This window comes from Sodalis sp. RH16, assembly GCF_047324245.1.
In the GTDB taxonomy this organism is placed as follows: Bacteria; Pseudomonadota; Gammaproteobacteria; order Enterobacterales; family Enterobacteriaceae; genus Acerihabitans; species Acerihabitans ligni.
In genome coordinates, this window is the sequence record NZ_CP178737.1 from 5,190,898 (window position 1) to 5,216,224 (window position 25,327).

The window sequence follows — 25,327 nt, forward strand, 5'->3', positions numbered from 1 at the left end:
TTCCGGCAGCCTGTCCCTCCTTATTATCGCCGAGTACGTTTGTCAGCAGTCTGAAAGTCTTCCTTGAAGGAGCCTTTGTTATTACGCTTTAGCGCCGGCGACCGCTTCTTTCGCCAGTTCGGTGATGCGCGCGTAGTCGCCCGCTTCCAGCGCGTCGTTGGGCACCAACCAGGAGCCGCCGATGCACAGCACGCTTTTCAGCGCCAGGTAATCACGGTAGTTCTTGGGTGAAATCCCGCCGGTGGGGCAAAAACGGATCTGGGAGAAGGGTCCGGCGATGGCTTGCAGCGCTTTCACGCCGCCGTTGGCTTCAGCCGGGAAGAACTTGAACTCCCGTAAACCATATTCCATACCCAGCATCAGTTCGGACACGGTGGCGATCCCCGGAATCAGCGGGATGTTGCCTTCAGTGGCGGCTTTCAGCAGCGGCTCGGTTACCCCGGGGCTGATGATAAACTGCGCGCCGGCGGCGGTCACTTCGGCCAATTGCTGAACATTGGTAACGGTGCCGGCGCCGACGATGGCTTCCGGCACTTCTTTGGCAATGGCGCGGATGGCATCGATGGCGCACGGGGTGCGCAGGGTCACTTCCAGCACCCGAACGCCGCCGGCCACCAGCGCTTTCGCCAACGGTACCGCCTGTTCCAGCTTATTGATAACAATAACCGGCACAACCGGACCCGCTGTCAGGATGCTTTCCGCGCTTGTTTTCCAATTCTTCATTACTTGGTGTCTCCAGTCTTGCCTGTTAGGCAAAGGGTATAAGTTAACTTATTCGAATTCATTCCAGGAGCGGCCGTCACGGGTTATCATGGCCACCGAGGCCACCGGTCCCCAAGTGCCCGCCTGATAAGGTTTCGGCGCGTCATTGTCCGACTCCCAGGCTTCCATGATGGAGTCCACCCATGTCCACGCCGCCTCAACCTCATCGCGGCGAACAAACAGCGCCTGGATGCCGCGCATGGTTTCCAGCAGCAACCGCTCATAGGCGTCCGCCAGATGCTCCTGGTTGAAGGTTTCCGTAAAGCTCAAATCCAGTTTGGTGGTTTGCAGGCGATGCTTGTGATCAAGACCAGGGACTTTATTAAGGATCTGAATATCCATCCCTTCGTCCGGCTGCAGGCGGATGGTCAGTTTGTTTTGCGGCAGCTGTTGATAGGAGTCGCGGAACAGATTGAGCGCCGGATTCTTAAAGTAGATGACTACTTCGGAACATTTGGTGGGCAGGCGTTTACCGGTGCGCAGGTAAAAAGGAACCCCCGCCCAGCGCCAGTTGTCGATATCCACCCGGATTGAAACAAAGGTTTCGGTATGGCTGGCCTTATTGGCGCCCTCTTCTTCCAGGTAACCCGGTACTTTCTTACCCTGGACAAACCCGGCGGTATATTGTCCCCGAACGGTGGTGTCGCGCACGTTGGTATGATCAATGGGCCGCAGAGAGCGCAGTACCTTCACTTTTTCGTCGCGGATGCGATCGGTGGTTAAATCCGACGGCGGCGACATGGCAATCATGGTCAGAATCTGCAGCAAATGGCTTTGAATCATGTCGCGCATCTGGCCGGCTTTATCAAAATATCCCCAGCGCCCTTCAATGCCCACTTCTTCGGCCACGGTTATCTGCACATGATCAATGGTGCGATTATCCCAGTTGCTGGCGAACAAGGAGTTGGCGAAACGCAGCGCCAACAGATTCAACACGGTTTCTTTACCGAGATAATGGTCGATGCGATAGACCTGGCACTCTTTGAAATACTTCGCCACCTGATCGTTAATGACCTGAGAAGAGGCTAAATCGGTACCCAGGGGTTTTTCCATGACGACCCGGCTCGGCTCTTTGTTCAGCCCGGCTTCTCCCAAACCCTGGCAAATGGCGCCGAATGTATTGGGCGGCATGGCAAAGTAGTTGATGGTAACACGGTTTTCCTGGTCGAGCTTTTCCCCCAGGCGGGAGAAATGTTTGGTTTCGTTTACATCGAGATTACAAAAATCCAGGCGCGCGCTGAGCGTCTTCCAGAGCTTTTCGTCGATAGTCTCTTTCATGAAGGTTTCCAGCGCTTCGCGTACCACCTTGGTATAAGCTTTCACGTCCCAATCGGCACGGCCTACCCCGATGATACGGGTATCGGGGTTTATGGATCCGGCTTTCTCCAACTGATACAACGAAGGCAGCAGTTTTCTCCGGGCCAAATCGCCCTTTGTGCCGAAAATCACCAGATCGCATGCCTGGGCAATGGATGTTAACGCCATGTTCCTCTCCTCGTGCAGGATGTTTGTAATTTTATTACATTTTAAAAGGTTTTTTTTGACGCCAACCAGTAAATCACCAGAAAAATCCCCAATAAATCACATTTTTCAGCATGCAACATCTTACTTACCGCAAACAAAATGTAATTTACAAACAATAATGTCAATATATTACACTTTTGAAAGTTAGACACGGGTCATAGTCTGGTAAAAAACTCGTTGTGTTCGCCGGATTAGCTGCCTTTGCCTTCCGGCTCGTAGTATATTTCATCAAATCGGTAATGATTTCTCCTTTGTGTGAAATCGGTTAAAACCATGAGCAATCCACTTATGAACATGCTGGAAAAGATTAATAGCCATATGGAGTTGCTGAGTAAGTCTGAACGTAAAGTGGCGGAAGTCATCCTCGCCACGCCCCAGACCGCTATCCATTCCAGTATCGCCATTCTGGCCCGGATGGCCGAAGTCAGCGAGCCCACAGTCAACCGTTTTTGTCGTCGTTTGGATACTAAGGGTTATCCTGATTTTAAATTACAGCTTGCTCAGAGTTTGGCTAATGGTACACCTTATGTAAACCGTAATGTGGATGAAGACGACAGCGTCGATTCCTATACGCTGAAAATTTTCGAATCCACCATGGCCAGTTTGGAGCAGGTAAAAACCCGGTTGGATATCGCCGCCATCAACCGGGCGGTGGATTTGCTCACCCAGGCCAAAAAAATCTCCTTCTTCGGCTTGGGGGCTTCCGCCGCGGTGGCGCATGATGCGATGAACAAATTTTTCCGCTTCAATATCCCCATTGTCTATTCCGAGGATATTGTTATGCAGCGCATGAGTTGCATGAATTCCAGCGAAGGGGATGTGGTGGTGCTGATATCCCATACCGGCAGAACCAAAATGCTGGTGGACCTGGCGCAGCTGGCGCGCGAGAATGATGCAACCGTTATCGCGGTAACCTCGCCTTATTCGCCGCTGGCTCGTGAAGCTTCTTTGACGCTGGCCCTGGATGTGCCCGAGGATACCGATGTCTTCATGCCCATGATATCGCGTATCGCGCAATTAACGCTGATAGACGTTCTGGCCACCGGCTTTACCTTGCGCCGCGGGGCCAAATTCAGGGATAACCTGAAGCGGGTCAAGGAGGCCCTGAAGGAATCACGCTTTGATAAGGTAGACTCAGCAGCATATAAATTTGATTGATACGGTATTATATGAAAAATAACCTCTCACTGGGGTACGAAAAAAGCTACGGAAAGAGCTTTGTATGCCACTAAGACGAGGAATGCTTTAACACAGCCGAATCAGTTTCATCCGCAGTCGAGAATAAACCATGACCGCGATGAAACGATGATACGACGTTTTTGCTACACCAATAATGTCCAAGTCAACGGAGTTATCCATGTCCAGACGGCTCAGAAGAACCAAAATTGTAACCACGCTGGGGCCAGCCACCGATCGTGACAATAATCTTGAAAAAGTTATTGCTGCCGGCGCCAATGTGGTTCGCCTTAATTTTTCCCACGGGACTGCTGAAGATCACCTGATCCGGGCCAACAAGGTACGCGAGATTGCGGCAAAACTGGGACGGCATGTGGCGATCCTGGGTGATTTACAGGGGCCAAAAATCCGTGTGTCTACCTTCCGGGAAGGCAAAGTGTTCTTGAGCCTGGGGGACAAGTTCATACTTGACGCCAATCTGGGCAAGGGTGAAGGCGATAGGGAAAGAGTCGGTATCGATTATAAGGGGTTGCCCGCCGATGTGGTGCCCGGCGACGTTCTGCTGCTTGATGACGGGCGGGTACAGCTGAAAGTGCTGGAAGTCATCGGTACGCAGGTGTTTACCGAGGTCACCGTGGGCGGCCCGTTGTCCAATAACAAGGGCATCAATAAGATGGGCGGCGGGTTGTCGGCCCCGGCCCTGACTGAAAAAGACAAACTCGATATTCTAACCGCCGCGAAAATCGGCGTGGATTATCTGGCGGTTTCCTTTCCGCGTACCGGTGAAGACTTGAACTACGCTCGCCGCCTGGCCCGCGATGCCGGCTGTAACGCCAAGATTGTCTCCAAGGTGGAACGCGCCGAAGCGGTGGCCAGCGACGAAGCCATGGACGATATTATCCTGGCTTCCGATGTGGTCATGGTGGCGCGCGGCGATCTGGGGGTGGAAATCGGCGATCCGGAGCTGGTGGGTATCCAGAAAAAATTGATCCGCCGCGCCCGTAAACTGAATCGCGCGGTGATAACCGCCACTCAGATGATGGAATCGATGATCACCAACCCGATGCCCACGCGCGCTGAGGTGATGGATGTGGCGAACGCGGTGCTGGACGGGACCGATGCGGTGATGTTATCCGCCGAGACCGCCGCCGGCCAGTACCCGGCGGAAACCGTGGCCGCCATGGCCCGGGTATGCCTGGGCGCCGAAAAAATCCCCAGCATCAATGTGTCAAAGCACCGCCTGGACGTACAGTTCGACAACATCGAAGAAGCTATTGCCATGTCCAGCATGTATGCCGCCAATCACCTGAAAGGGGTGAGCGCTATTATTACGCTGACGGAATCCGGCCGCACACCGCTGATGATGTCCCGTATCAGCTCAGGTTTGCCGATCTTCGCTCTGTCCCGTCATGAACATACGCTGAACCTCACGGCGCTGTACCGCGGGGTAACGCCGGTCTATTTCAACAGCGACGGCGAAGGGGTGTTCGCGGCCACCGAGGCGGCTAATTTGCTGCGGGATAAGGGCTTTTTGATGTCGGGGGACTTGGTGATTGTTACCCAAGGGGATGTCATGAGTACCGTTGGCACCACTAATACCAGCCGGATCCTGCGGGTGGAGTAACCCGCCCAGGCGACCGTTGCGTCAATACAGGAAAAGCCGGCCATCAGCCGGCTTTATTTTGCCCTATTGCCGCCGCGGCGGGACTAGCGCTTATAGGGATCCGGGTCGCCGGGTTTGCGGGTTTTGAGTAATTTCAGGATCCAGGCGTACTGTTCCGGGTTCGGCCGAACCAGCATTTCAACTTCTTCATTCATGCGGCGGGCGATATCATGATCGCTGGCATCGGCGATATCGTCCATCGGCGGTCGAATATGGATATGCAGTTCTCCGGTCTTGCCGTTGTATACCGGAAAGAGCGGAATCACCGCCGCCCGGCATATCTTCATCATGCGGCCGATGGCCGGCAGCGTGGCTTTATAGGTGGCGAAAAAATCCACAAATTCGCTGTGTTCGGCGCCATGATCCTGATCGGGCAGATAATAGCCCCAATAGCCATGGCGTATGGAGAAGATGAACGGTTTTATACCGTCGTTACGGGCGTGCATGCGACCGCCGAAACGGCGGCGTACCCGGTTCCACATATAGTCCACCAGTTCGTTGCGCTGATTGTGGAACATCGCCGAGACCTTTTGGCCGGTTGAGGACATGAGAATGGCCGGGACATCCACCGCCCAGCCGTGCGGCACCAGAAAGATGATATTGCGCTGCTGCGCCTGTACTGCCTCGATGACGTCCCTGCCGTGCCAAATGACTTTTTTTTGCAGCCGTTCCGGGCTGCGGCAGGCCAGCTCGGCCAGCAGCACCGTGGATTGCGGCACCAGGGCGAACATGTCGTCGATGATGGCTTCCCGCCGGTCATCGGTAAGTTCCGGCAGGCAGTAGCGCAGGTTAACCCGCGCGCGATGGCGGGCGCCCTTGGAGAACCGCCCCACCAGGCGTCCCATGGCGCCCAACATCGGATCCCGCCAGCGGGCCGGAATAAATGCCGCGCCGGTAATCAAGGCGATGGCGCACCAGACGCCCCAGTAACGGGGCAAGAAAAATTCCCTCTTGAACTCGGGGACAAATTCCACCACGTTGGTTTTATTATTCTTTTCCATGCAAATCTCAACTGTCTTTTGTCTACTGTCGATTACCGGAGGGTGCCAGCCTCTTCTTCCCATTTACGCCGCTCGGTTAATAAACATCATAAGGCAACCAATGACTTGTCGGTTGCCCTAAGATACCATATCAATCGAATTGCAGCTGCGGCATTGCTTCCCTGACCTGCGCCAGATAGTCGAGCCGATCCTTGCCGGTCAACCCTTCGGTGCGGGGCAGCTTGGCCGTTAACGGATTCACCGCCTGCTGGTTTATCCAGATTTCATAGTGCAGGTGAGGACCGGTGGAACGGCCGGTATTGCCGGACAAGGCGATGCGATCGCCGCGTTTCACCTGTTGCCCCGGCTTCACCAACAGTTTTTTCAAATGCATATAGCGGGTCATGTATTGCCGGCCATGGCGGATGGTCACATAGTTGCCCGCCCCGCTGCCGTTTTTACTCTCAACCACTTCGCCGTCGCCCACCGCCAACACCGGCGTGCCCACCGGCATGGCGAAATCCACGCCGCGATGGGGGGCGATATGACCGGTAACCGGATTAAGGCGCCGGGGACTGAAATTGGACGATACCCGGAATTGCTTGACGGTGGGAAAACGCATAAAGCCCTGCGCCAGCCCGGCGCCGTCCCGGTTGTAAAACTCTCCGTCGCTGGCGCGGAACGCATAAACATCCTTGTCGCCGGTGCGCAGGCGCACCCCGATCAATTCGCTCTGTTCGCTGCGGCCGTTAAGCATTTCCCTTGATGTCAGCACCGCGAACCGATCGCCCTGCTGTAGCTTACGGAAATCAAGCTGCCACTGCAGCGCTTTGATAACCGAATTGATTTCCGGGCCGGACAGGCCGGCGGCGCGCGCGCTGGTGACGAAGCTGCCGTCCACGGTGCCGGTCAGCATGGCATTGCTCCATTCGCCGGCCTGATTGGCCACGCTCTCCTTGAAACCGCCGTCGAGGCGATCGTAGGTATGGGTTTCCCGGCGCGACATCTCCCAGCTCAGGCGCTGCAGCTCGCCGCCGCCATCCAGCGTCCAGGAGATTTTCTGGCCTATCTTCAGATTACGCAACTGGGGAAACCGCTGGGCCAGCAGCGAAACATCCGACATATCGATGCCGTATTGGGTCAATATGCTGCCCAAGGTATCGCCGGTGGAAACGACATATTCATGCACACCGGTTTCGCCGGCGACTTTTTCGTCAAGATCGTCGGCAAGGGGAACATCGTCGTCGTTATCGGCGGGGGACTGATCAATGGGTTCGCTGGCTTCCGGCGCCAGGTCACGCGCGGGCTGTGCTCCCGCCGGCACGGTGCGGCTGGTGGAGGGTCCCATAACGGGAGAGTAGACATAAGGCCGCCATACGGCCACGGCCAGAGTGATGACGGTTAATGACCCCAACATCACGCGATGGGGTCTTGGCAGATTGTTATACGCCAAGGTAATAGAACGAACTAACTGCTGCACCGATTCCTATCCTCATGATTTTTTATTCAGGCAGCTCATATATTGGTTCGCCAATTGAAACAAGAAATGGCTATAACTGTCCTTGCCCAAAGCGATACCGCTTCCCAGGGGATCCAGCGTGCCCATGCGCACATCGGTCCCTCTGGCCACGGCATTGATGACGGCCGGCCTGAATTGTGGCTCAGCAAAAATGCACAAGGCTTTATGCTCAACCAACTGAGTTCGAATGTTATGTAGTGCCTGGGCGCCGGGCTGTATCTCGGGATTGATGGTGAAATAACCCAAGGAGGTTAAACCGTAGTGTTTTTCAAAATAACCATAGGCATCGTGAAACACGAAATACCCCTTCCCGCTCGCTGGCGATAGCATTGTAGCGATTATTTTGTCATTTTTTGTCAAGGATGTGGTGAAAAATAGCAGATTTTCGTCTATTTGGGCTTTCTTATCCGGCCACAGCTGCACTAAACGATCGTGGATGGCAATGGCGACTTGCGCGGCTATTTCCGGCGACAGCCAGATATGCATATTGTATTCGCCATGATGGTCGTCGGCATCATCCGCCGGATCATGGGCGCCGGAGGCATCGTCGTCATGGTCGCCGCCTTTCATCAGCAGCGGTTTAATCGCCGGGATCGCGGACAATGTCAGCGCCTTGGCCGCGGGCAGCGCCGTCACCGGCCTGGCCATAAACGCTTCCAATTCCGGCCCGACCCAGACCACCAGGGAGGCATCCCGGATGCGCCCGATATCGGAGGGGCGCAGGGCGTAGTCATGAGGCGATGCGCCGTCCGGCAGCAGCACATCTGTCCCGGTAACGCCTTCACCGATGGCCGAGGCGATAAACCCCAACGGACGAATGGAGACCAGTATATTCGCCCGTGCCTGGCCGCCGATGGCGCACAGGAGTAAAATGCCGGCCAGCCACAGCCGGAACCCTTTTTTATGGCGGGGATTCATAATGATAATTCTCTTCGGCAACTCTTGGGCGTGTGATATTATAACATTCTTGCCGTTTCGCAACCGTAATTAACATGTCAACTCTGGTCACACTCAACCATATATCCGTCAGTTTCGGCGCCAGGCGCGTCCTCAGCGATATCTCGTTTTCCCTGCGTGCCGGACGGATCCTGACGCTGGTGGGGCCCAACGGCGCAGGCAAGTCCACGCTGGTTAGGGTGGTGCTCGGCCTGATACCCGCTGACGCGGGTACGCTGGTGCGGGACCCCAGGCTGCGTATCGGTTATGTTCCGCAAAAAATTTATCTGGACACCACCCTGCCGCTGACGGTAGAGCGTTTCATGCGCCTGCGTCCGGGCGTGGAAAAGCAGGAATTGCCCGAGGCGCTGGCGCGGGTGCATGCGGCCCATTTGCTGGCGCAGCCGATGCAGAAACTGTCCGGCGGCGAAATGCAGCGGGTGCTGCTGGCCCGCGCCCTGCTCAATCGGCCGCAGCTGCTGGTGCTGGATGAGCCGACCCAGGGCGTTGATATCGCCGGTCAGGCGGCGCTTTATGAGCTTATCCAGCAAATCCGCCATACCCTGGGCTGCGGCGTACTGATGGTTTCCCATGACCTGCATCTGGTCATGGCCAAAACCGATGAAGTACTGTGCCTTAATCAGCATATTTGCTGCTCGGGCACGCCGGAAGTCGTTTCCGCCCATCCCGATTATATCGCGATGTTCGGTTATCAGGGCGCGGATGCGCTGGCCGTCTACCGTCACCACCACAACCATGGCCACGACCTGAGCGGAGAGACGGTAGCGGAACGGGAGAGCTGCCGGTCATGCTAGCGCTGCTATTGCCGGGCTGGCTGGCCGGCATCCTGCTGGCCATGGCGGCGGGTCCGTTGGGATCTTTCGTGGTCTGGCGCAAAATGTCCTATTTCGGCGATACGCTGGCCCATGCGTCGCTGCTGGGAGTGGCTTTCGGATTGCTGCTGAATGTCAATCCGTTTTACGCGGTGATCGCGGTGACGCTGGTATTGGCGTTGGGCCTGGTGTGGCTGGAACGCTTCCCGCAGCTGGCCATTGACACCGTGCTGGGGATTATGGCGCACAGCGCGCTTTCACTGGGACTGGTGGTGGTAAGCCTGATGTCTAACGTGCGGGTGGATCTGATGGCCTATCTGTTCGGCGATTTGCTGTCGGTGACCCTGGACGATATCGTGCTGATCGCCTGCGGCGTGGCGGTGGTGCTCGCATTGCTGGCCTGGCGGTGGCGGGCGCTGCTCTCGGTAACCATCAGCCCGGAGCTGGCCCATGTGGACGGTATCCGCCTGCCGCGGGTCAAGCTGCTGCTGATGCTGCTGACCGCGCTCACCATCGGACTGGCGATGAAGTTTGTCGGCGCCCTTATCATCACGTCGCTGCTGATCATTCCGGCCGCCGCCGCCCGCCGGTTTTCACGTACGCCCGAGCAGATGGCGCTGCTGGCGATAGCGGCCGGCATGATTGCCGTCACCGGCGGACTCACTTTCTCGGCGTTTTACGACACCCCCGCCGGGCCGTCGGTGGTGCTTTGCGCCTCCGTGCTGTTTTTGCTGAGTTTGTTCAGCAGGCAACGGGCCTGAACTCAGGGCACGGCTTTACGGTTCGCCGGGGGCGATGATAAGCCCCGCCATGACGCCAATGAGCAGCTACAGCTCGTCCCGCGCGATACCAAAATGCTTATAGGCCTGGGCGGTAGCGATGCGCCCCCGTGATGTGCGCTGCATAAATCCCTGCTGGATAAGAAAGGGCTCCAGCACATCTTCAATGGTTTCTTTCTCTTCGCCGATGGCCGCCGCCAGGTTATCCAATCCCACCGGGCCGCCGACGAATTTATCGATAATGGCCAACAATAGCTTGCGGTCCATAAAGTCGAAGCCCTCGGTATCCACATTCAGCATATCCAGGGCATTCACCGCCACATCGTCGGTAATGACGCCCTGGGCGCGCACTTCTGCGAAGTCCCGCACCCGGCGCAACAGCCGGTTGGCGATACGCGGCGTACCCCGCGCCCGTTTGGCGATTTCATGAGCGCCGGATTCGGTGATGCTTAATTCCAGGCAGTCGGCGCTGCGTTTGACGATATGCTGCAGATCCGCTACCTGATAGAACTCCAAGCGCTGCACGATACCGAACCGATCGCGCAGGGGCGAGGTCAGGGAACCGGCGCGGGTGGTGGCTCCCACCAGGGTAAAGGGCGGCAGTTCGATTTTAATTGACCTGGCCGCCGGGCCGTCGCCGATCATGATATCCAGCTGGTAATCTTCCATCGCCGGGTAGAGAATTTCCTCCACCACCGGGGAAAGGCGGTGGATTTCATCAATAAACAGCACATCGTGGGGTTCAAGATTGGTGAGCATGGCCGCCAGATCGCCGGGTTTTTCCAAAACCGGCCCGGAAGTAGTGCGTAAATTCACGCCCATTTCATTGGCGACGATATTGGCCAGGGTGGTTTTACCCAGGCCGGGCGGGCCGAAAATCAGCAGATGGTCCAACGCGTCGCCTCGCAGCTTCGCCGCCTGGATGAAAATCTCCATCTGCTCGCGCACGTGCGGCTGTCCGATGTAATCGTCGAGGGTTTTCGGCCGGATGGCCCGGTCCACCACCTCGTCGGGGATCACCACGGAAGGGGACATTAAACGATCTGCTTCAATCATCCATTACCTCACAGCGCGGCGCGCAGGGCGTCGCGGATTAGCGATTCACAGTCGGCATCAGGCCGCGCCACTTTGTTCACCATCCGGCTGGCCTCCTGAGGTTTATAACCCAATGACACCAAGGCGGCAACCGCTTCAGATTCAGGATCGTCCGCAGATGCCGCGTTAACGGGGATACTGGCGGGAAGATCGCCGCCGCCGAGGGCGAATAATTCACCGTTCATCCCTTTAAAGCGATCTTTCATTTCCACCACCAGCCGCTCGGCGGTTTTGGTGCCGACGCCGGGCAGCTTGATCAAGGCGCTGATTTCCTGGCGCTCAACCGTATTGACAAACTGCTGCGCCGACATGCCGGATAGAATAGCCAGCGCCAGCTTCGGGCCGACGCCGTTGACCTTAATCAGTTCGCGAAACAGGGCGCGCTCCTGGCGGTTAGTGAAACCGAACAGCAGTTGCGCATCCTCGCGCACCACAAAGTGGGTATACACAATGGCTTCCTTGCCGGTTTCCGGCAGGACGTAAAAGCAGGTCATGGGCATTTGCACTTCATAGCCGACTCCCTGAACTTCAAGCAACACCTGCGGGGGCTGCTTTTCAAGAATGATGCCTCTTAGGCGTCCAATCACGTTGACCTTCCTTTTGATTGTCGTTGAGTCAGCGACCCATGGCTAACATTTATAACATAATAAAGGCTGGATGAATATCCAGCCGTATAGCCTGACAGGCCCGCGATCATCGGAAGTGCAACGACCGTGTTAAAGGGAGACCATGCTGATGGAGCCTCGACGTGCCCAGTCGGCACAGGCCCGCAACCCCGGCTGGCGCCAGCCCCCACCCCTCAGCTTAACCGGCCGCGGGCCAGATTCAGCCGGCTATTGCCCGCCCGGATAGCGTTCTGGCTGACATGGCAATGGGTAATGGCGATGGCCAGCGCGTCGGCGGCATCCGCCTGCGGGCTGGCGGGCAGCTTCAGCAGCAGCTTCACCATATGCTGTACCTGGCCTTTGTCCGCCGAACCATTGCCCACCACCGTTTGCTTCACCTGACGGGCGGCATACTCGAACACCGGCAGCGATTGGTTCATGGCCGCCACGATAGCCACCCCGCGCGCCTGACCCAGCTTCAGCGCCGAATCGGCGTTTTTCGCCATAAAAACTTCCTCAATGGCGAAAAAATCCGGCTGAAATTGCGTAATGATCTCGCTGACGCCGGCATAAATAAGCTGCAGCCGGGTAGGCAAATCATCCACTTTGGTGCGGATGCAACCGCTGCCGAGATAGGTAAGCACCCGTCCCTGCTGACGGATGATACCGTAACCGGTGATGCGCGAACCGGGGTCGATACCGAGAATAATCGTCATCGCCCGATACCGGCCGCCGGGTTTGGCCGCCAAGCCAACATGCCGGTCACAGGGTCGCCGCCACCTCATCGGAGATCTCGCCGTTATGATAGACTTCCTGCACATCGTCCGAATCTTCCAGCAGATCTATCAGGCGCAGCAGCTTGGGGGCGGTTTCCTCGTCCAGATCCGCCTTGGTGGACGGAATCAGCGCCACCTCGGACTCCTCGGCGTGCAAACCGGCCGCTTCCAACGCATCTTTCACCGAACCGAACGTCTCCGGCGTCGTGTAGACATCGATGGCGCCGTCGTCATAGGTGACCACATCATCCGCACCGGCTTCCAGCGCTGCGTCCATCACCCGATCCTCGTCCAGGCCGGGCGCAAAGGAGATGACGCCTTTTTTGGTGAACAGGTAGGAAACCGAGCCATCGGTACCGAGGTTGCCGCCGGTTTTGGTAAAGGCGTGCCTGACCTCGGAGACGGTACGGTTGCGGTTGTCGCTCAGGCATTCAACCATCACCGCCGTTCCGCCGGGGCCGTAGCCTTCATAGATAATGGTTTCCATCTGGGTATCGTCATCGCCGCCCACGCCCCGCGCGATGGCGCGATTGAGGGTATCGCGCGTCATATTATTGGCCAGGGCTTTATCCACCGCGGCACGCAGACGGGGATTGGCCCCCACGTCGCCGCCGCCAAGCCGTGCGGCGGTCACCAATTCACGAATGATCTTGGTGAAGATTTTGCCGCGTTTACTGTCTTGGGCCGCTTTACGATGCTTGGTATTGGCCCACTTGCTATGACCTGCCATAACTCTCTCCGAAATAAGCCTCTTCAGGCCGGATAAATAACAAATTCTTCAATAGCCTGCCGATTACTCCAGGATTTGGTCAGTAAGGCGGCCTGTGGGGCGCGGAGCCATTGGAAAGCGAGATGCTCGCTTATCTTAGGCTCCCGCTCAGAGGGTAACGTCAAACTGAACCAATATTCTGTATTACGCGTCACTCCCGGCGCATATCGGTGGCGCAAATGACTGAAAATTTCAAACTCGACGCAGCGCTTGCAATCCAGCAACCGGAGGCGCTCGGCATCGATATTGATGCCGGTTTCCTCGCACACTTCCCGTTTCGCCGCCTCGGCGGGAGTTTCCTCTCCTTCCAGACTGCCGGTGACCGATTGCCAGAAATCGGGATCGTCCCGACGCTGCATCATCAAGACCCGGCCGCTATCCCGGGCGTAAATCACAATCAACACCGAAACCGGTCGCTTCCAGGCCATTTATTGCTGTCCGCGTTCCGCCGCTTCCTTGCCTTTGCCGATGACAGCGATGGACAATTCCGCCAGCGCGTCAGGATTGCCAAAACTCGGCGCATCGGTCATGGGATCGGCCGCGGCGGTGGTTTTGGGGAAAGCGATAACGTCGCGGATATTATCGGTGCCGGTCAACAGCATCACCAGGCGATCCAGGCCGAAGGCCAGCCCCGCGTGGGGCGGGGTGCCATATTTCAGCGCATCCAGCAGGAAGCCGAACTTATCCCGCTGCTGCTGTTCCTCGATACCCAGGATGCTGAATACCGTCTGCTGTATTTCGCTGCGATGGATACGCACCGAGCCGCCGCCCACTTCATAACCGTTCAATACCATATCGTAGGCATTGGCCACCACCGACAGCGGATCGGCCGCCAGCGCTTGCGGGTCGACATCCAGCGGCGCGGTGAAGGGGTGATGCATGGCCGCCAGTCCGCCTTCGTCGTCCTGCTCGAACATCGGGAAATCAATGACCCACAGCGGCGCCCAGCGCTGCTCGTCGGTGATATGCAGGTCGCGGCCCAGCTTCAGGCGCAGCGCTCCCAGCGCATCGGTGGTGATTTTGGCACGATCGGCGCCGAAAAAAATCATGTCGCCGTCGCGGGCGTCGGTACGCGTCAGTATCGACTCCAGCACGCCGGCATCGAGGAATTTGGCGACGGGACTTTGCACCCCTTCCAGTCCCGCCGAGCGCGAATTAACCTTAATATAGGCCAGACCTTTGGCGCCGTAAATTTCGATAAACTTGGCGTACTCGTCAATTTGCTTGCGGCTTAACTGCGCGCCGCCGGGTACGCGGATCGCCGCCACCCGCCCCTTGGGGTCATTGGCCGGCCCGGAGAACACCTTGAATTCAAGGTTTTTCACCAGATCGCCCACATCAACGATTTCCATCGGGTTGCGCAAATCGGGTTTATCGGAACCAAAGCGGCGCATGGCTTCGGCGTAGGTCATCACCGGAAAGGCGCCCAGGTCGACGCCTTTGATTTCTCGCCACAGTTCGCGAATAAGGCGTTCCATGACTTCCCGCACCTGGGGCGCGGTCATAAAGGAGGTTTCGACGTCGATCTGGGTGAATTCCGGCTGGCGATCGGCTCGCAGGTCCTCGTCGCGAAAGCATTTGACGATTTGATAATACCTGTCGAAACCGGACATCATCAGCAACTGCTTGAAGAGCTGCGGTGACTGCGGCAGAGCGTAGAACTTGCCTTTATGCACCCGGCTCGGCACCAGGTAGTCGCGCGCGCCCTCCGGCGTCGCTTTGGTAAGCATCGGCGTTTCGATATCCAGAAATCCTTCGCCATCCATAAAGCGGCGCACAAAACTGCAGATGCGGGCGCGGGCTTTCAGCCGCGCCGCCATTTCCGGACGGCGCAAATCCAGATAACGGTATTTCAGCCGCTGCTCTTCGGTATTGTTTTGATTGGAATCCAGCGGCAGCGGCTCGGAACGGTTGAAGACCGTGAGCGATGTTGCCAGCACCTCCACTTCGCCGGTGGCCATTTCGCTGTTGATTTGACTGTCGGGCCGCGCCCTTACCGTGCCGGTAAGCTGAATACAAAATTCGTTGCGCAGCTCCGAGGCGCGAGCGAACGCCTCCTGGCGATCGGGGTCGAAAAACACCTGCACCAGCCCTTCCCGATCCCGCATGTCGATAAAAATCAGGCCGCCCAGGTCCCGGCGGCGGTTAACCCAGCCGCACAATGTTACTTCCCGGCCAACATGGGACAGATCGAGCTGTCCGCAATATACAGTACGCATCACGATATCCTTAAAATTAAGCCCATGCCGTCCTGCCATTTTTAGCGGGTAAAGGCTGTAATATCCCTCATCGTTCACATTGCAGCCGGATGGGCCGCAACGTAAAAGCTATTGGGTATAATCATTGGGGCTGACGGCTGTGCATTGGCATTTTGCCGACATTCGAAAGGCGGCCATTATAAAGTAATTTCCCGCACAGGATAAGTCCGAAGGCCATTCCCCCCCTTGGTCAGGTCAAATAATTAATCATTAACATATTTATTAACAAAATTTTCCCGCCGGGGGCTATTCCCATGTCCATCGACTAACATACCCTTTCCCGGTCACTTTCTGAATAGACTGACACCCGTTGGTCCGGTTTTATGAATTATAGGAGACGTATTATGCTGGAACTCGATCCCAAAGGTAGCGCGCTGGTATTGATTGATTTGCAACAGGGTATCCTGCCCTTTGCCGGCGGACCGCATAGCGCCCAGCAGGTGGTGGCCAAAGCCGGAAAGCTGGCCAGCCGCTTTCGGGAGATCGGCGCGCCGGTATTTCTGGTGCGGGTGGGCTGGTCGCCGGATTTTGGCGAAGCGTTGAAACAGCCGGTGGATGCCGCCATGGGCGGCAACGGATTGCCGGAAAACTGGTGGCAATTCCCCGAAGAGCTAAAGGTACAGGAAAGCGATATTCGCATTATAAAACGTCAATGGGGCGCATTTTACGGCACCGATCTTGAGATGCAGCTGCGTCGCCGCGCCATCGATACTATTGTACTGGCGGGTATCTCCACTAACATCGGCGTGGAATCCACCGCGCGCAACGCCTGGGAAATGGGTTTTAAACTGGTGGTAGTGGAAGATGTCTGCAGTGCCCATGATAAGGAGCAGCATGATAACAGCATGCAGAATATTTTTCCGCGCATCGGCCGGGTACGCAGCAGCGACGAGGTGCTTGCCGCCCTGGGGTGAGTTTTGTCCGCAACGGGCCGGCCGGCGAGGGCCCAGGCCATGATGTATATTGGCTTGCCGCAATGGCAGCATAGCGGCTGGGGTAAGCTTGGCATGCGCACCCTGGCGGATTACGCGCGTTATTTCAACTGCGTGGAAGGGAATACCACGCTCTATGCCCTGCCCGCCCTTGATCGCGTCTACGACTGGCGCGCCATGACGACGGAAGATTTCCGGTTTTGCTTTAAATTTCCGGCGACCATCAGCCATCAGGGCGGGCTGCGGGATTTTCAGCAACCCTTGGCGCAGTTTTACCAGACCCTGGAGCCCCTGGCGGACAGGATCGGCCAATACTGGCTGCAGCTGCCGGCGACCTTCGGGCCGCCGGACCTTCCCGCCCTGTGGACCTTTCTCGACGCGCTCTCCCCCGCATTCAGCTATGGCGTGGAAGTCCGCCATGAGCAGTTTTTCGCCAAAGGCGAAGACGAACTGGCGTTAAACCGCGGTCTGCGGGAGCGGGGGGTCAATCGGGTGATTCTCGACAGCCGTCCGGTCCATCTGTCCCGCGCCTCCAGTCCCGCCCTGCTGGCGGCTCAGCGCCAGAAACCCAAGGTGCCGCCCCATGCGCTGCTTACCGCCCACCGTCCGCTGATTCGTTATATCGGCAATGACGACATCAAGGACAGCCTGCGGCTGTTTCAACCCTGGCTGGACAAACTGCCGCAATGGCAAGCGCATCAGACGCCCTTCCTGTTTATTCATACGCCGGACATCGCGCAGGCGCCGCGCCTGGCCCAGCATCTGTGGCCGCTGCTTGAAGCGAGAATTCCCGCCATCGGCCCGTTTCCAGGCTGGCCGCAGCAAGATACGCTGTTCTGAACGCCGGCCGCCGCGGCGAGACGCATCCAGACGGAAGAGCGTCGCCGCAGCGGAATGCTTACACCTAGATGCATGCCGCCGCATGCTTTGTGCCGGGGATCTGGTAGAATATGGCCTTTCCATGAATAATCCCCGATATCGCCATGACTAACCCAGATAAGCTTTTCTCGACGCCCATTGCCAATTTGGGCGATTGGACGTTCGATGAACGTGTCGCCGAAGTCTTCCCGGATATGATCCAGCGCTCGGTGCCCGGCTACGCCAGCATCATTTCCATGATCGGCATGCTGGCCGGACGATTTGCCCGCCCCGGCTCCCGGATTTACGATCTCGGCTGCTCCCTCGGCGCGGCGACCCTGGCCATGCGCCGCGCCGTTACCGCCGAGGACTGCCGGATTATCGCAGTGGATAACTCCGCCCCGATGGTGGATCGCTGCCGGCGGCATCTCGAGGCATTTCGCGCCGATATACCGGTAGAAGTGCTGCATGCCGACATTCGCGATGTGCCGATAAGCAACGCCTCGCTGGTGGTGCTGAACTTCACCTTGCAGTTTCTTGAGCCGGAGGATCGCCAGCAGATGCTTAATCGCGTTTTCGCCGGCCTCAATCCCGGCGGCGCCGTGGTATTGTCTGAAAAAATGAGTTTTCAGGACGCGGAAATTGGCGAACTGCTGTTCAATATGCATCATGACTTCAAGCGCGCCAACGGCTACAGCGAGCTTGAGATCAGCCAGAAACGCAGCATGCTTGAAAACGTCATGCTGACGGACTCGGTGGAGACCCACAAGGACCGCCTGCGGCAGGCCGGATTCGGCCACGGGGAAATCTGGTTTCAGTGTTTCAATTTCGGCTCCCTTATCGCTATCAAACCCGCCCATAGGCCGGAGAACGCGGGATGACCGATTTTGGTGATTTTTATCAGCTGATTGCCAAAGGTCCCCTCAGCCCCTGGCTCAACACCCTGCCCGCTCAGTTAAGCGCCTGGCAGCAGGAATCCCTGCACGGCAAATTCAGACAGTGGTTTAACGCTGTGGAAAGATTGCCGGTGATGACGCCGGCGCGGCTCGATTTGCTGCACGGCGTCACCGCCCAGGGCGAGACACCGCTTGCCGCAGGCCAGAAAGAGGGTATTGAAGCCTTGCTGCGGCAATTGATGCCCTGGCGCAAGGGCCCTTTTTCCCTTTACGATATTGAAATAGAGACGGAATGGCGTTCGGATTGGAAATGGGAGCGGGTCTTGCCCCATATCGGCCCCTTGGCCGGACGGCTGATCCTGGACGTGGGCTGCGGCAGCGGTTATCACCTGTGGCGTATGGTGGGCGCCGGCGCGCGGCTGGCGGTGGGAATCGATCCGATGCAGCTGTTTTTATGCCAATTCGAGGCGGTGCGTAAACTGCTCGGCGGTGATTTGCGGGCGCACCTGTTGCCGTTGGGCATCGAGCAATTACCGGATCTGCGGGCGTTTGATACGGTATTTTCCATGGGCGTGCTTTATCATCGCCGCTCGCCGCTGGATCATTTGTTGCAGTTGCGAAACCAATTGGCGGATGACGGCGAACTGGTGCTGGAAACCCTGGTGATTGAAGGGGATGACCGGCAGGTGCTTGTGCCGGGAGAACGTTATGCCCGGATGCGGAACGTGTATTTCATCCCCTCGGTAAATGCATTGACGGCCTGGCTGGAAAAATGCGGCTTCGGCCAAATCCGGCTGGTGGATATGACGGCAACCTCCACCGAGGAGCAACGCCGCACCCCCTGGATGACCAGCGAATCGCTGGAGGATTTTCTTCACCCGGACGACCCGCGTAAAACGGTGGAGGGTTACCCCGCGCCGCTGCGGGCCATCATGGTTGCGCGCAAAGCCTGATCAAAAAAAAGCCCCAAGAAAAATGTTGGGGCTTGGTACTTGCAAGCATCACGTGGGTTAGTTCGTGTGCGCGGCAAAAACTGTCTTCAGGCCAAACGAGGAGAGAGAGTGGATAACGTCAGCGCATGTTTCATCGCCGCCACCATGTCGCCGTCAACACAGTAATGGCTGAATTCATCCGCTTCGTAGTCAACGCTCATGCTGACCCCCGCTTTCCGGTAACGCATACCGGACGGTATGACCTGCCTTGCCGAACTGTGCAATTCACGTATGCCGCTTTGCTGAAACTTATGCAAATTGGTTAAGCGTACGCCCGCACCGGCCATAATGATTGGACCACGACTACGCCCCGTCAGTTCCCTTAATAATGCCAAACCAGCTTCGGCGCTCTGCTGCTGACCGGATGTCAGGATGCGGGCCACTCCCAGATCGGTTAACTGGATTAATGCCTGATGCGGGTTGAAGCACATATCAAAGGCACGATGAAAGGTCACCGCCATCCCTGAACATTGCTGCATAATCAGCCGCATGCGGGCTAAATCGATGTGCCCTTCGGCATCCAGCACGCCCACCACCACGCCGGGAAAACCCATGTCGCGGATAAAGGCCAGCTCATTAAGTATGATTTCGAACTCAATGTCGCTGTAGCAAAAATCGCCGGCCCGGGGCCGGACAATGGGATGCACGGGTATCGTTACCCTCTCGCGGGCCAGCTTTAACGTCCCGTAGCCTGGTGTCAAACCGCCTTCTTTGGGCGCCGAACACAGCTCGATACGATCCGCGCCCGCTTGCTGCGCCGTCAACGCACACTCGACGCTATAGCAGCAGACTTCCAGTTTAGGCATTGTATACTCCTTCTTGACACGCCAGGTTAACAGGCATATGAAAACGTGACCATCCATCTGTTGCGATAGATTCTTATTTATCGCCCAAGGAAATTACTATGGCATTCAACTTTGACGAAAGTATCGACCGACGTCACAGCGACAGTTTTAAGTGGCAAAAGTATTATGAACAGAATGTCATTCCTCTTTGGGTCGCCGATACCGATTTTCGCTCACCGCCCTGCATTATCGAGGCACTGCAGGCACGTATCGCCCATGGCGTCTTTGGTTACGGTTTCCCTCCTCCGGAATTGACGGAACTGTTTATCGCACGTATGGCCGAGCGCTATCACTGGCGGGTGCAACCGGAATGGCTGGTCTTTTTGCCCGGTCTGGTGAGCGGTATTAATCTGGCGGTCCGCGCTTTAACCGGGCCGGATGAAGGCATTGTCATCCCTACCCCTATTTATCCGCCGTTTCGCGCCGCGGCGCGCGGCGCCGGCCGACGGCAACGCCTCGCCCCCATGGTGTTGAATGACGGGCGCTGGCTGGCGGATTTGACCGCGGTTGAAACCGAACTGACCGGCGTTGAAAAACTGCTGATGTTATGCAATCCCCATAATCCCGGCGGCACCGTTTATCGCCGCGAAGAGCTTCAACAGCAGTTGGCCTTTGCCCAACGCCACGATTTATTGGTGTGTTCCGACGAAATTCACTGCGATCTGCTGCTGGAACCCGGGGTGGAGCATATACCGTTCGCCTCGCTGGACAGTGACGCGGAACAGCGCTCGGTGACCCTGATGTCGCCGTCAAAAACCTTTAATATCGCCGGACTGGGCGCGTCGCTGGCGGTGATCCCCAATCCCCGGCTAAGGATGCGTTTTATCGCACAACGCAGCGGCATCGTCCCAAGCGTAGATGTGCTGGCTTTTGTGGCCGCCACCGCAGCCTGGCGTGACGGGCAACCATGGCTGGACGAGCATTTGGCCTATCTGCGTGGGAATCGGGACTGGCTCAGGGCGCGCATCAATGAATTACCGGGTTTGCATATGGCCTCTCCCGAAGGCACTTATCTGGCGTGGATAGATGCGCATGAGCTGGCGGTGGAAAATCCTCAGCGCTTTTTTGAACAGGCGGGCGTCGGTCTCTCTCCCGGCGCCGAATTCGGCGACCCGCGATTCGTCAGGCTAAATTTCGGCTGCCCACGGGCATTGCTGGAAGAAGGCGTTGAGCGCATGGCTGCTGCCGTCAATGCCGGCTGATTCTTGTCCGTCTTAGGAGGGGTATTGAATGCCGGGCCAGAATGATGCCGCAAAAATTAATCCCCCTCCCCGGCCACAATGGAGCGCAGGCTATGGGGATGAAACTTGATGGTCACATTGCCATCGGTCACCGCCAGCGTCGGGTTGGGTAAAGATTCATTTTCTCCCTGCGGCGCACTGTGCCTGATCCTGATATCGGGAGACGCCAGCGCCCCGTCGCTCAGCAAGGATAGCGCGCGTTGCGCCAGTAAAGGCGCCGGTCCCGGCAGGACTATCTCAATATGCTCCCAGCCTTCGTGGGGATAACGGCGTTTACCAGGCCAGGGCAGCTCCACACAGTCTGTGCGTAACCCGCCGAATTCAATGGGTTCAGTCAAATGGAACAGCGCAATGTCCCGGCCGTTAACGGCGCTCTTTTTCAAACAGAGGCCGCATTGCTCCCAGCCGTCGAACCATCGCCGGGCGGTGGTATCCTGATGGCAGCGCAGCGCGATATGATCGATATGACAAACGCTGAGATCCAAACCAAGGCGGTGAGCCAACGTTGCCAGTTGCATTCCGAACCCTATTATATCTTCGGATAAATCCGTTAATTGGTCTATTTGTTGCCATTTCATTTTTTTCACTTTTCTTTCCGGCATATTTTATGTTAGGGCTAAAGTAAAATTAATATAAAATTAACTATTACAAATATTATTATTAATTTTGTAATGATCATATTGCTAATGATTAAGCTTATTTGTTATATGGGAATAGCGCCCTCATTTGACAAATTGTGCTGTAAAGCCCGTCAGAAGCGGGCTTGCGGCCAAGATGGACTTTTAATGCTCAGTATAATCTTAAAGCTCTGGAGGGGGATTGTATAGACATTGGAAATAAGTTAATTTCAAGATCAATAGTGATATGAGAATATAATTATGATGTTACTTATATTGTGTATGGTACTTGTTGTAATTGCTGTATTTTCTATTATATTACATCTTCGTACCAGGAATCGTAATCAGCTGGGCGTGTCACGTAAAAGCCGCCGCCGCTAGCAATTTATCTCCTTTCGGGTTATGGCGCTGCTCACCGAATCCTTTTGTCCTTTCTTTCACCTGCTCATATCCATCGGTTTGACCGGATCTTACGACGCTGCAACTTTCTGCTAAGCGTAGCCGGCCATACTGACGCGGGCCGCCATTTATGGTATAAGCGGTGTTTCTTTTTACTTAACGGCTTGCGCCGGGGCCTTCAGCCATCGGTCGGCAGGGATCGTTATATCAAACGGCCGGGATGTGAGGCAGCGCCTCGCAGCCACGGCGCGGGTAACAAAGGTAATACGGTGAATATTCAGGCTCTCCTTTCAGATAAAGTCAGTCAGGCGTTATTGTCCGCCGGTGCTCCCGCGGCAAGTGAAGCGCAGGTGCGTCAATCCGCAAAAGTGCAGTTTGGCGATTATCAGGCTAACGGTGTGATGACCGTGGCCAAAAAACTCGGTATGCCGCCGCGACAATTGGCTGAAAAAGCAGTAGCGCTGCTGGAGCTTGAAGGCATTGCGGATAAAGTCGACATCGCCGGACCGGGTTTTATCAATATCTTCCTGAACCGCCGCTGGCTGGCGGCCCAGGTTGAAGCCGCCCTGGCTTCGCCGCGGCTGAATATTTCGCCGGTGGCGCCGCAGACCCTGGTGGTGGACTACTCCGCGCCAAACGTGGCCAAAGAGATGCACGTGGGCCATTTGCGGTCCACCATTATCGGCGATGCCTCGGTGCGGACCCTGGAATTTCTGGGCCATAACGTTATCCGCGCCAACCACGTGGGTGACTGGGGCACGCAGTTCGGCATGCTGATAGCCTACCTGGAAAAGATTCAATCCAGCGGTGAGCCGGATATGCAGTTGTCCAGCCTGGAAGAGTTCTACCGGGCCGCCAAGAAAACGTACGATGAAGATGCCGCGTTCGCCGAGCGCGCCCGCGGCTATGTGGTGAAGCTTCAGGGCGGCGACGACTATTGCCGCCGGATGTGGCGTAAGCTGGTGGATATCACCATGGCGCAAAACCAGAAGATTTATGATCGCCTGAACGTCACCCTGACCCGCAAGGATGTGATGGGCGAAAGCCTGTATAACGACATGCTGCCGGGTATTGTGGCCGATCTGAAGGCCAAGGGGCTGGCGGTGGAAAGCGACGGCGCCACCGTGGTCTACCTTGAGGAGTTCAGGACCAAGGAAGGCGAGCCGATGGGGGTGATTATCCAGAAAAAAGACGGCGCCTACCTTTATACCACTACCGATATCGCCTGCGCCAAATACCGCTACGAGACGCTGAAAGCCGATCGCGTCCTGTATTATATCGATTCAAGGCAGCATCAGCATTTAATGCAGGCCTGGGCCATCGTGCGCAAAGCGGGCTATGTGCCGGAATCCGTTCCGCTGGAACACCATATGTTCGGCATGATGCTCGGCAAGGACGGCAAACCTTTCAAAACCCGCGCCGGCGGCACCATCAAGCTGTCGGATTTGCTGGATGAAGCGCTGGAACGCGCCCGCCGCCTGATAGCCGGTAAAAATCCGGATATGACGGAGGAGGAATTGGAAACGCTGGCGCAGGTGGTGGGGATCGGCGCGGTGAAATATGCCGATTTGTCCAAAAGCCGTACCACCGATTATGTATTTGATTGGGATTATATGCTGGCCTTTGAGGGCAATACCGCGCCCTATATGCAGTATGCCTATACCCGCGTGGCCTCGGTGTTTAAACGCAGCGGTTTGGATGAAGGTGAATTGACCTTACCGGTAGTGCTGAACGACGATCATGAGGCGCTGTTGGCAACCCGCTTGCTGCAGTTTGAGGAAGCCGTTACCACGGTGGCGCGCGACGGGACGCCTCATGTTATGTGCGCGTATTTATACGATCTGGCGGGGTTGTTTTCGGTGTTTTACGAGCGTTGTCCAATTCTCACCGCGGACAGTCAGGATATTCTGCAAAGCCGTTTGAAGCTGGCGCGGCTGACCGCCCGCACTTTGAAGCAGGGTCTGGATTTGCTGGGTATTCAGACGGTGGAACGGATGTAGGGAGGTGGGTCAGCTCTCCCTTTAACACGCGTTCATTGCACGATCGGCGATGGCGGGCCTACCGCGCCATGGGGCGCTTCGGCAGGCGGTAAAACCACGCCTGCTTCGACCCCATCGGCACGCTCTCCCTTTGACACGTTCGTTGCACGTTCGTTGCACGATCGGTGATGGCGGGACTACTAGCCTAGCCCTGCCAGCGTGAGGCGCGAATCACCGAGCAGAAATTGCCTTTTACGAAGTCAGGCTCTTTGTCGGCAATGACGTCGGCTTTGACATTGCCGAAGGTCGTTTGCGGCTTGTCTTTAATGCCCTCATAAAACGCCTGGATGATCTCTTCCTTGAAATTCAGGCTGCGGGGGTGTTCGGCCACGATCTTCCGCCGGATGTCATCTTCATATCCCTCGTAGTTAATACCCAAAACGTCCATCTCAACGCCGGCGGTGACCAGCGCGATAACCGGATCCATGAATTCCGGGATACCGGGCGTGGTATGCAGGGCAATGGCCGTCCAGACCTTATCGATATCCGCCTTGCCGATGCCGTGGCTGTCCAGGAATTCCCGCGCCGTATTCGCGCCGTCTACTTCAAAACGTTTATCGCAGCTGCAGTGTTCATGGGTAAGTCCCATATCGTGGAACATGCAGCCGACGTACAGTAGTTCGGGATCGAACGCCAGTTGACGCTGGCGGCCGGCCAGCGCGGCAAAATAATAGACCCGGCTGGAGTGATGAAACAACAGCGGCGACTCGGTGTCACGTACCATTTCAGTGGCGGCGCGGGCCAGCCGGCTATCGGGGATGCGGATGCCGTTAACGGTGAAAGTCATGATTAAATTCCTCCTGTGGTTGATAACGTCCAGCATAAAGCGCAAA

24 protein-coding genes are annotated in these 25,327 nt (G+C 56.7%); 10 read left to right on the forward strand and 14 right to left on the reverse strand.

Annotated features, from left to right (window positions below):
- Nucleotides 1-81: 81 nt before the first annotated feature.
- Together ACL2XJ_RS23805 and zwf are read right to left on the reverse strand one after the other, a co-directional pair.
- Nucleotides 82-723, reverse strand: coding sequence for a bifunctional 4-hydroxy-2-oxoglutarate aldolase/2-dehydro-3-deoxy-phosphogluconate aldolase (locus tag ACL2XJ_RS23805; protein ID WP_132921285.1), 642 nt, complete (start codon nt 721-723; stop codon nt 82-84).
- A 48-nt stretch (nt 724-771) separates the two neighbouring features.
- Nucleotides 772-2,247 (reverse strand): glucose-6-phosphate dehydrogenase, encoded by a 1,476-nt coding sequence (zwf, locus tag ACL2XJ_RS23810; protein WP_413724718.1) that lies wholly within the window; start codon nt 2,245-2,247, stop codon nt 772-774.
- Between the two features lie 327 nt (nt 2,248-2,574).
- Here zwf and ACL2XJ_RS23815 point away from each other — a divergent pair, with 327 nt between their 5' ends.
- Together ACL2XJ_RS23815 and pyk are read left to right on the forward strand one after the other, a co-directional pair.
- The gene (locus tag ACL2XJ_RS23815) at nt 2,575-3,444 is read left to right on the forward strand and encodes a MurR/RpiR family transcriptional regulator (RefSeq protein ID WP_132927720.1); all 870 of its coding nucleotides are present in this window, start codon (nt 2,575-2,577) and stop codon (nt 3,442-3,444) included.
- A 199-nt stretch (nt 3,445-3,643) separates the two neighbouring features.
- The gene (gene pyk / locus ACL2XJ_RS23820; protein ID WP_132921283.1) at nt 3,644-5,086 is read left to right on the forward strand and encodes a pyruvate kinase; all 1,443 of its coding nucleotides are present in this window, start codon (nt 3,644-3,646) and stop codon (nt 5,084-5,086) included.
- Between the two features lie 83 nt (nt 5,087-5,169).
- On the opposite strand, the gene lpxM is transcribed toward pyk, so the two are convergent.
- The 3 genes from lpxM to znuA all read right to left on the reverse strand — a co-directional run bounded on the left by lpxM (nt 5,170) and on the right by znuA (nt 8,542).
- On the reverse strand, nt 5,170-6,126 hold the full coding sequence (lpxM, locus tag ACL2XJ_RS23825) for a lauroyl-Kdo(2)-lipid IV(A) myristoyltransferase (RefSeq protein ID WP_413724719.1): 957 nt from the start codon (nt 6,124-6,126) through the stop codon (nt 5,170-5,172).
- 130 nt (nt 6,127-6,256) lie between these two features.
- Nucleotides 6,257-7,585 (reverse strand): murein DD-endopeptidase MepM, encoded by a 1,329-nt coding sequence (gene mepM, locus ACL2XJ_RS23830; RefSeq protein WP_413724720.1) that lies wholly within the window; start codon nt 7,583-7,585, stop codon nt 6,257-6,259.
- Nucleotides 7,586-7,597: 12 nt separating this feature from the next.
- Entirely contained in the window at nt 7,598-8,542 is a 945-nt protein-coding gene (gene znuA / locus ACL2XJ_RS23835; protein ID WP_413724721.1) for a zinc ABC transporter substrate-binding protein ZnuA, read from the reverse strand.
- 74 nt (nt 8,543-8,616) lie between these two features.
- Here znuA and znuC point away from each other — a divergent pair, with 74 nt between their 5' ends.
- Both znuC and znuB read left to right on the forward strand, forming a co-directional pair.
- A complete protein-coding gene (gene znuC, locus ACL2XJ_RS23840) occupies nt 8,617-9,375 on the forward strand; it encodes a zinc ABC transporter ATP-binding protein ZnuC (RefSeq protein WP_413724722.1) in 759 nt (252 codons plus the stop codon).
- Nucleotides 9,369-10,154, forward strand: coding sequence for a zinc ABC transporter permease subunit ZnuB (znuB, locus tag ACL2XJ_RS23845; protein WP_413724723.1), 786 nt, complete (start codon nt 9,369-9,371; stop codon nt 10,152-10,154). Before znuC ends, znuB begins: the two co-directional genes overlap by 7 nt.
- Before the next feature lie 66 nt (nt 10,155-10,220).
- Here znuB and ruvB read toward each other — a convergent pair whose 3' ends face one another.
- From ruvB to aspS, 6 genes are all read right to left on the reverse strand, one after another.
- Nucleotides 10,221-11,228, reverse strand: coding sequence for a Holliday junction branch migration DNA helicase RuvB (gene ruvB, locus ACL2XJ_RS23850; protein WP_132921277.1), 1,008 nt, complete (start codon nt 11,226-11,228; stop codon nt 10,221-10,223).
- An 8-nt stretch (nt 11,229-11,236) separates the two neighbouring features.
- Nucleotides 11,237-11,854 (reverse strand): Holliday junction branch migration protein RuvA, encoded by a 618-nt coding sequence (gene ruvA, locus ACL2XJ_RS23855; protein ID WP_132921276.1) that lies wholly within the window; start codon nt 11,852-11,854, stop codon nt 11,237-11,239.
- A 212-nt stretch (nt 11,855-12,066) separates the two neighbouring features.
- Nucleotides 12,067-12,588, reverse strand: a complete 522-nt coding sequence (gene ruvC, locus ACL2XJ_RS23860) for a crossover junction endodeoxyribonuclease RuvC (RefSeq protein ID WP_132921275.1) — start codon at nt 12,586-12,588, stop codon at nt 12,067-12,069.
- A gap of 46 nt (nt 12,589-12,634) precedes the next feature.
- The gene (locus tag ACL2XJ_RS23865) at nt 12,635-13,378 is read right to left on the reverse strand and encodes a YebC/PmpR family DNA-binding transcriptional regulator (protein ID WP_132921274.1); all 744 of its coding nucleotides are present in this window, start codon (nt 13,376-13,378) and stop codon (nt 12,635-12,637) included.
- A 23-nt stretch (nt 13,379-13,401) separates the two neighbouring features.
- Nucleotides 13,402-13,845 carry a dihydroneopterin triphosphate diphosphatase gene (gene nudB, locus ACL2XJ_RS23870; protein WP_413724724.1) on the reverse strand — a complete coding sequence of 148 codons (444 nt, stop codon included), beginning with the start codon at nt 13,843-13,845 and terminating at the stop codon, nt 13,402-13,404.
- Nucleotides 13,846-15,636: an aspartate--tRNA ligase gene (aspS, locus tag ACL2XJ_RS23875; protein ID WP_413724725.1), complete on the reverse strand. Its 1,791-nt coding sequence runs from the start codon at nt 15,634-15,636 to the stop codon at nt 13,846-13,848.
- 383 nt (nt 15,637-16,019) lie between these two features.
- On the opposite strand from aspS, the gene ACL2XJ_RS23880 reads away from it, so the two are divergent.
- The 4 genes from ACL2XJ_RS23880 (at nt 16,020) to cmoB (ending at nt 19,314) form a co-directional block, all read left to right on the forward strand.
- On the forward strand, nt 16,020-16,589 hold the full coding sequence (locus ACL2XJ_RS23880) for a hydrolase (protein ID WP_413724726.1): 570 nt from the start codon (nt 16,020-16,022) through the stop codon (nt 16,587-16,589).
- A 42-nt stretch (nt 16,590-16,631) separates the two neighbouring features.
- Nucleotides 16,632-17,447, forward strand: coding sequence for a DUF72 domain-containing protein (locus ACL2XJ_RS23885; RefSeq protein WP_413726953.1), 816 nt, complete (start codon nt 16,632-16,634; stop codon nt 17,445-17,447).
- A gap of 143 nt (nt 17,448-17,590) precedes the next feature.
- Nucleotides 17,591-18,346 (forward strand): carboxy-S-adenosyl-L-methionine synthase CmoA, encoded by a 756-nt coding sequence (gene cmoA, locus ACL2XJ_RS23890; RefSeq protein WP_132921270.1) that lies wholly within the window; start codon nt 17,591-17,593, stop codon nt 18,344-18,346.
- On the forward strand, nt 18,343-19,314 hold the full coding sequence (cmoB, locus tag ACL2XJ_RS23895; RefSeq protein ID WP_132921269.1) for a tRNA 5-methoxyuridine(34)/uridine 5-oxyacetic acid(34) synthase CmoB: 972 nt from the start codon (nt 18,343-18,345) through the stop codon (nt 19,312-19,314). Before cmoA ends, cmoB begins: the two co-directional genes overlap by 4 nt.
- A gap of 86 nt (nt 19,315-19,400) precedes the next feature.
- Here the strand turns inward: cmoB and cutC are convergent, their stop codons facing one another.
- Nucleotides 19,401-20,159: a copper homeostasis protein CutC gene (cutC, locus tag ACL2XJ_RS23900; protein ID WP_413724727.1), complete on the reverse strand. Its 759-nt coding sequence runs from the start codon at nt 20,157-20,159 to the stop codon at nt 19,401-19,403.
- Nucleotides 20,160-20,257: 98 nt separating this feature from the next.
- Here cutC and ACL2XJ_RS23905 point away from each other — a divergent pair, with 98 nt between their 5' ends.
- On the forward strand, nt 20,258-21,400 hold the full coding sequence (locus ACL2XJ_RS23905) for a MalY/PatB family protein (RefSeq protein WP_413724728.1): 1,143 nt from the start codon (nt 20,258-20,260) through the stop codon (nt 21,398-21,400).
- Nucleotides 21,401-21,456: 56 nt separating this feature from the next.
- Here ACL2XJ_RS23905 and ACL2XJ_RS23910 read toward each other — a convergent pair whose 3' ends face one another.
- The gene (locus ACL2XJ_RS23910; protein WP_413726954.1) at nt 21,457-22,017 is read right to left on the reverse strand and encodes a VOC family protein; all 561 of its coding nucleotides are present in this window, start codon (nt 22,015-22,017) and stop codon (nt 21,457-21,459) included.
- 707 nt (nt 22,018-22,724) lie between these two features.
- On the opposite strand from ACL2XJ_RS23910, the gene argS reads away from it, so the two are divergent.
- Nucleotides 22,725-24,455 (forward strand): arginine--tRNA ligase, encoded by a 1,731-nt coding sequence (gene argS / locus ACL2XJ_RS23915; RefSeq protein WP_413724729.1) that lies wholly within the window; start codon nt 22,725-22,727, stop codon nt 24,453-24,455.
- A gap of 184 nt (nt 24,456-24,639) precedes the next feature.
- On the opposite strand, the gene ACL2XJ_RS23920 is transcribed toward argS, so the two are convergent.
- Entirely contained in the window at nt 24,640-25,281 is a 642-nt protein-coding gene (locus ACL2XJ_RS23920) for an HD domain-containing protein (RefSeq protein WP_413724730.1), read from the reverse strand.
- Nucleotides 25,282-25,327: the final 46 nt, after the last annotated feature.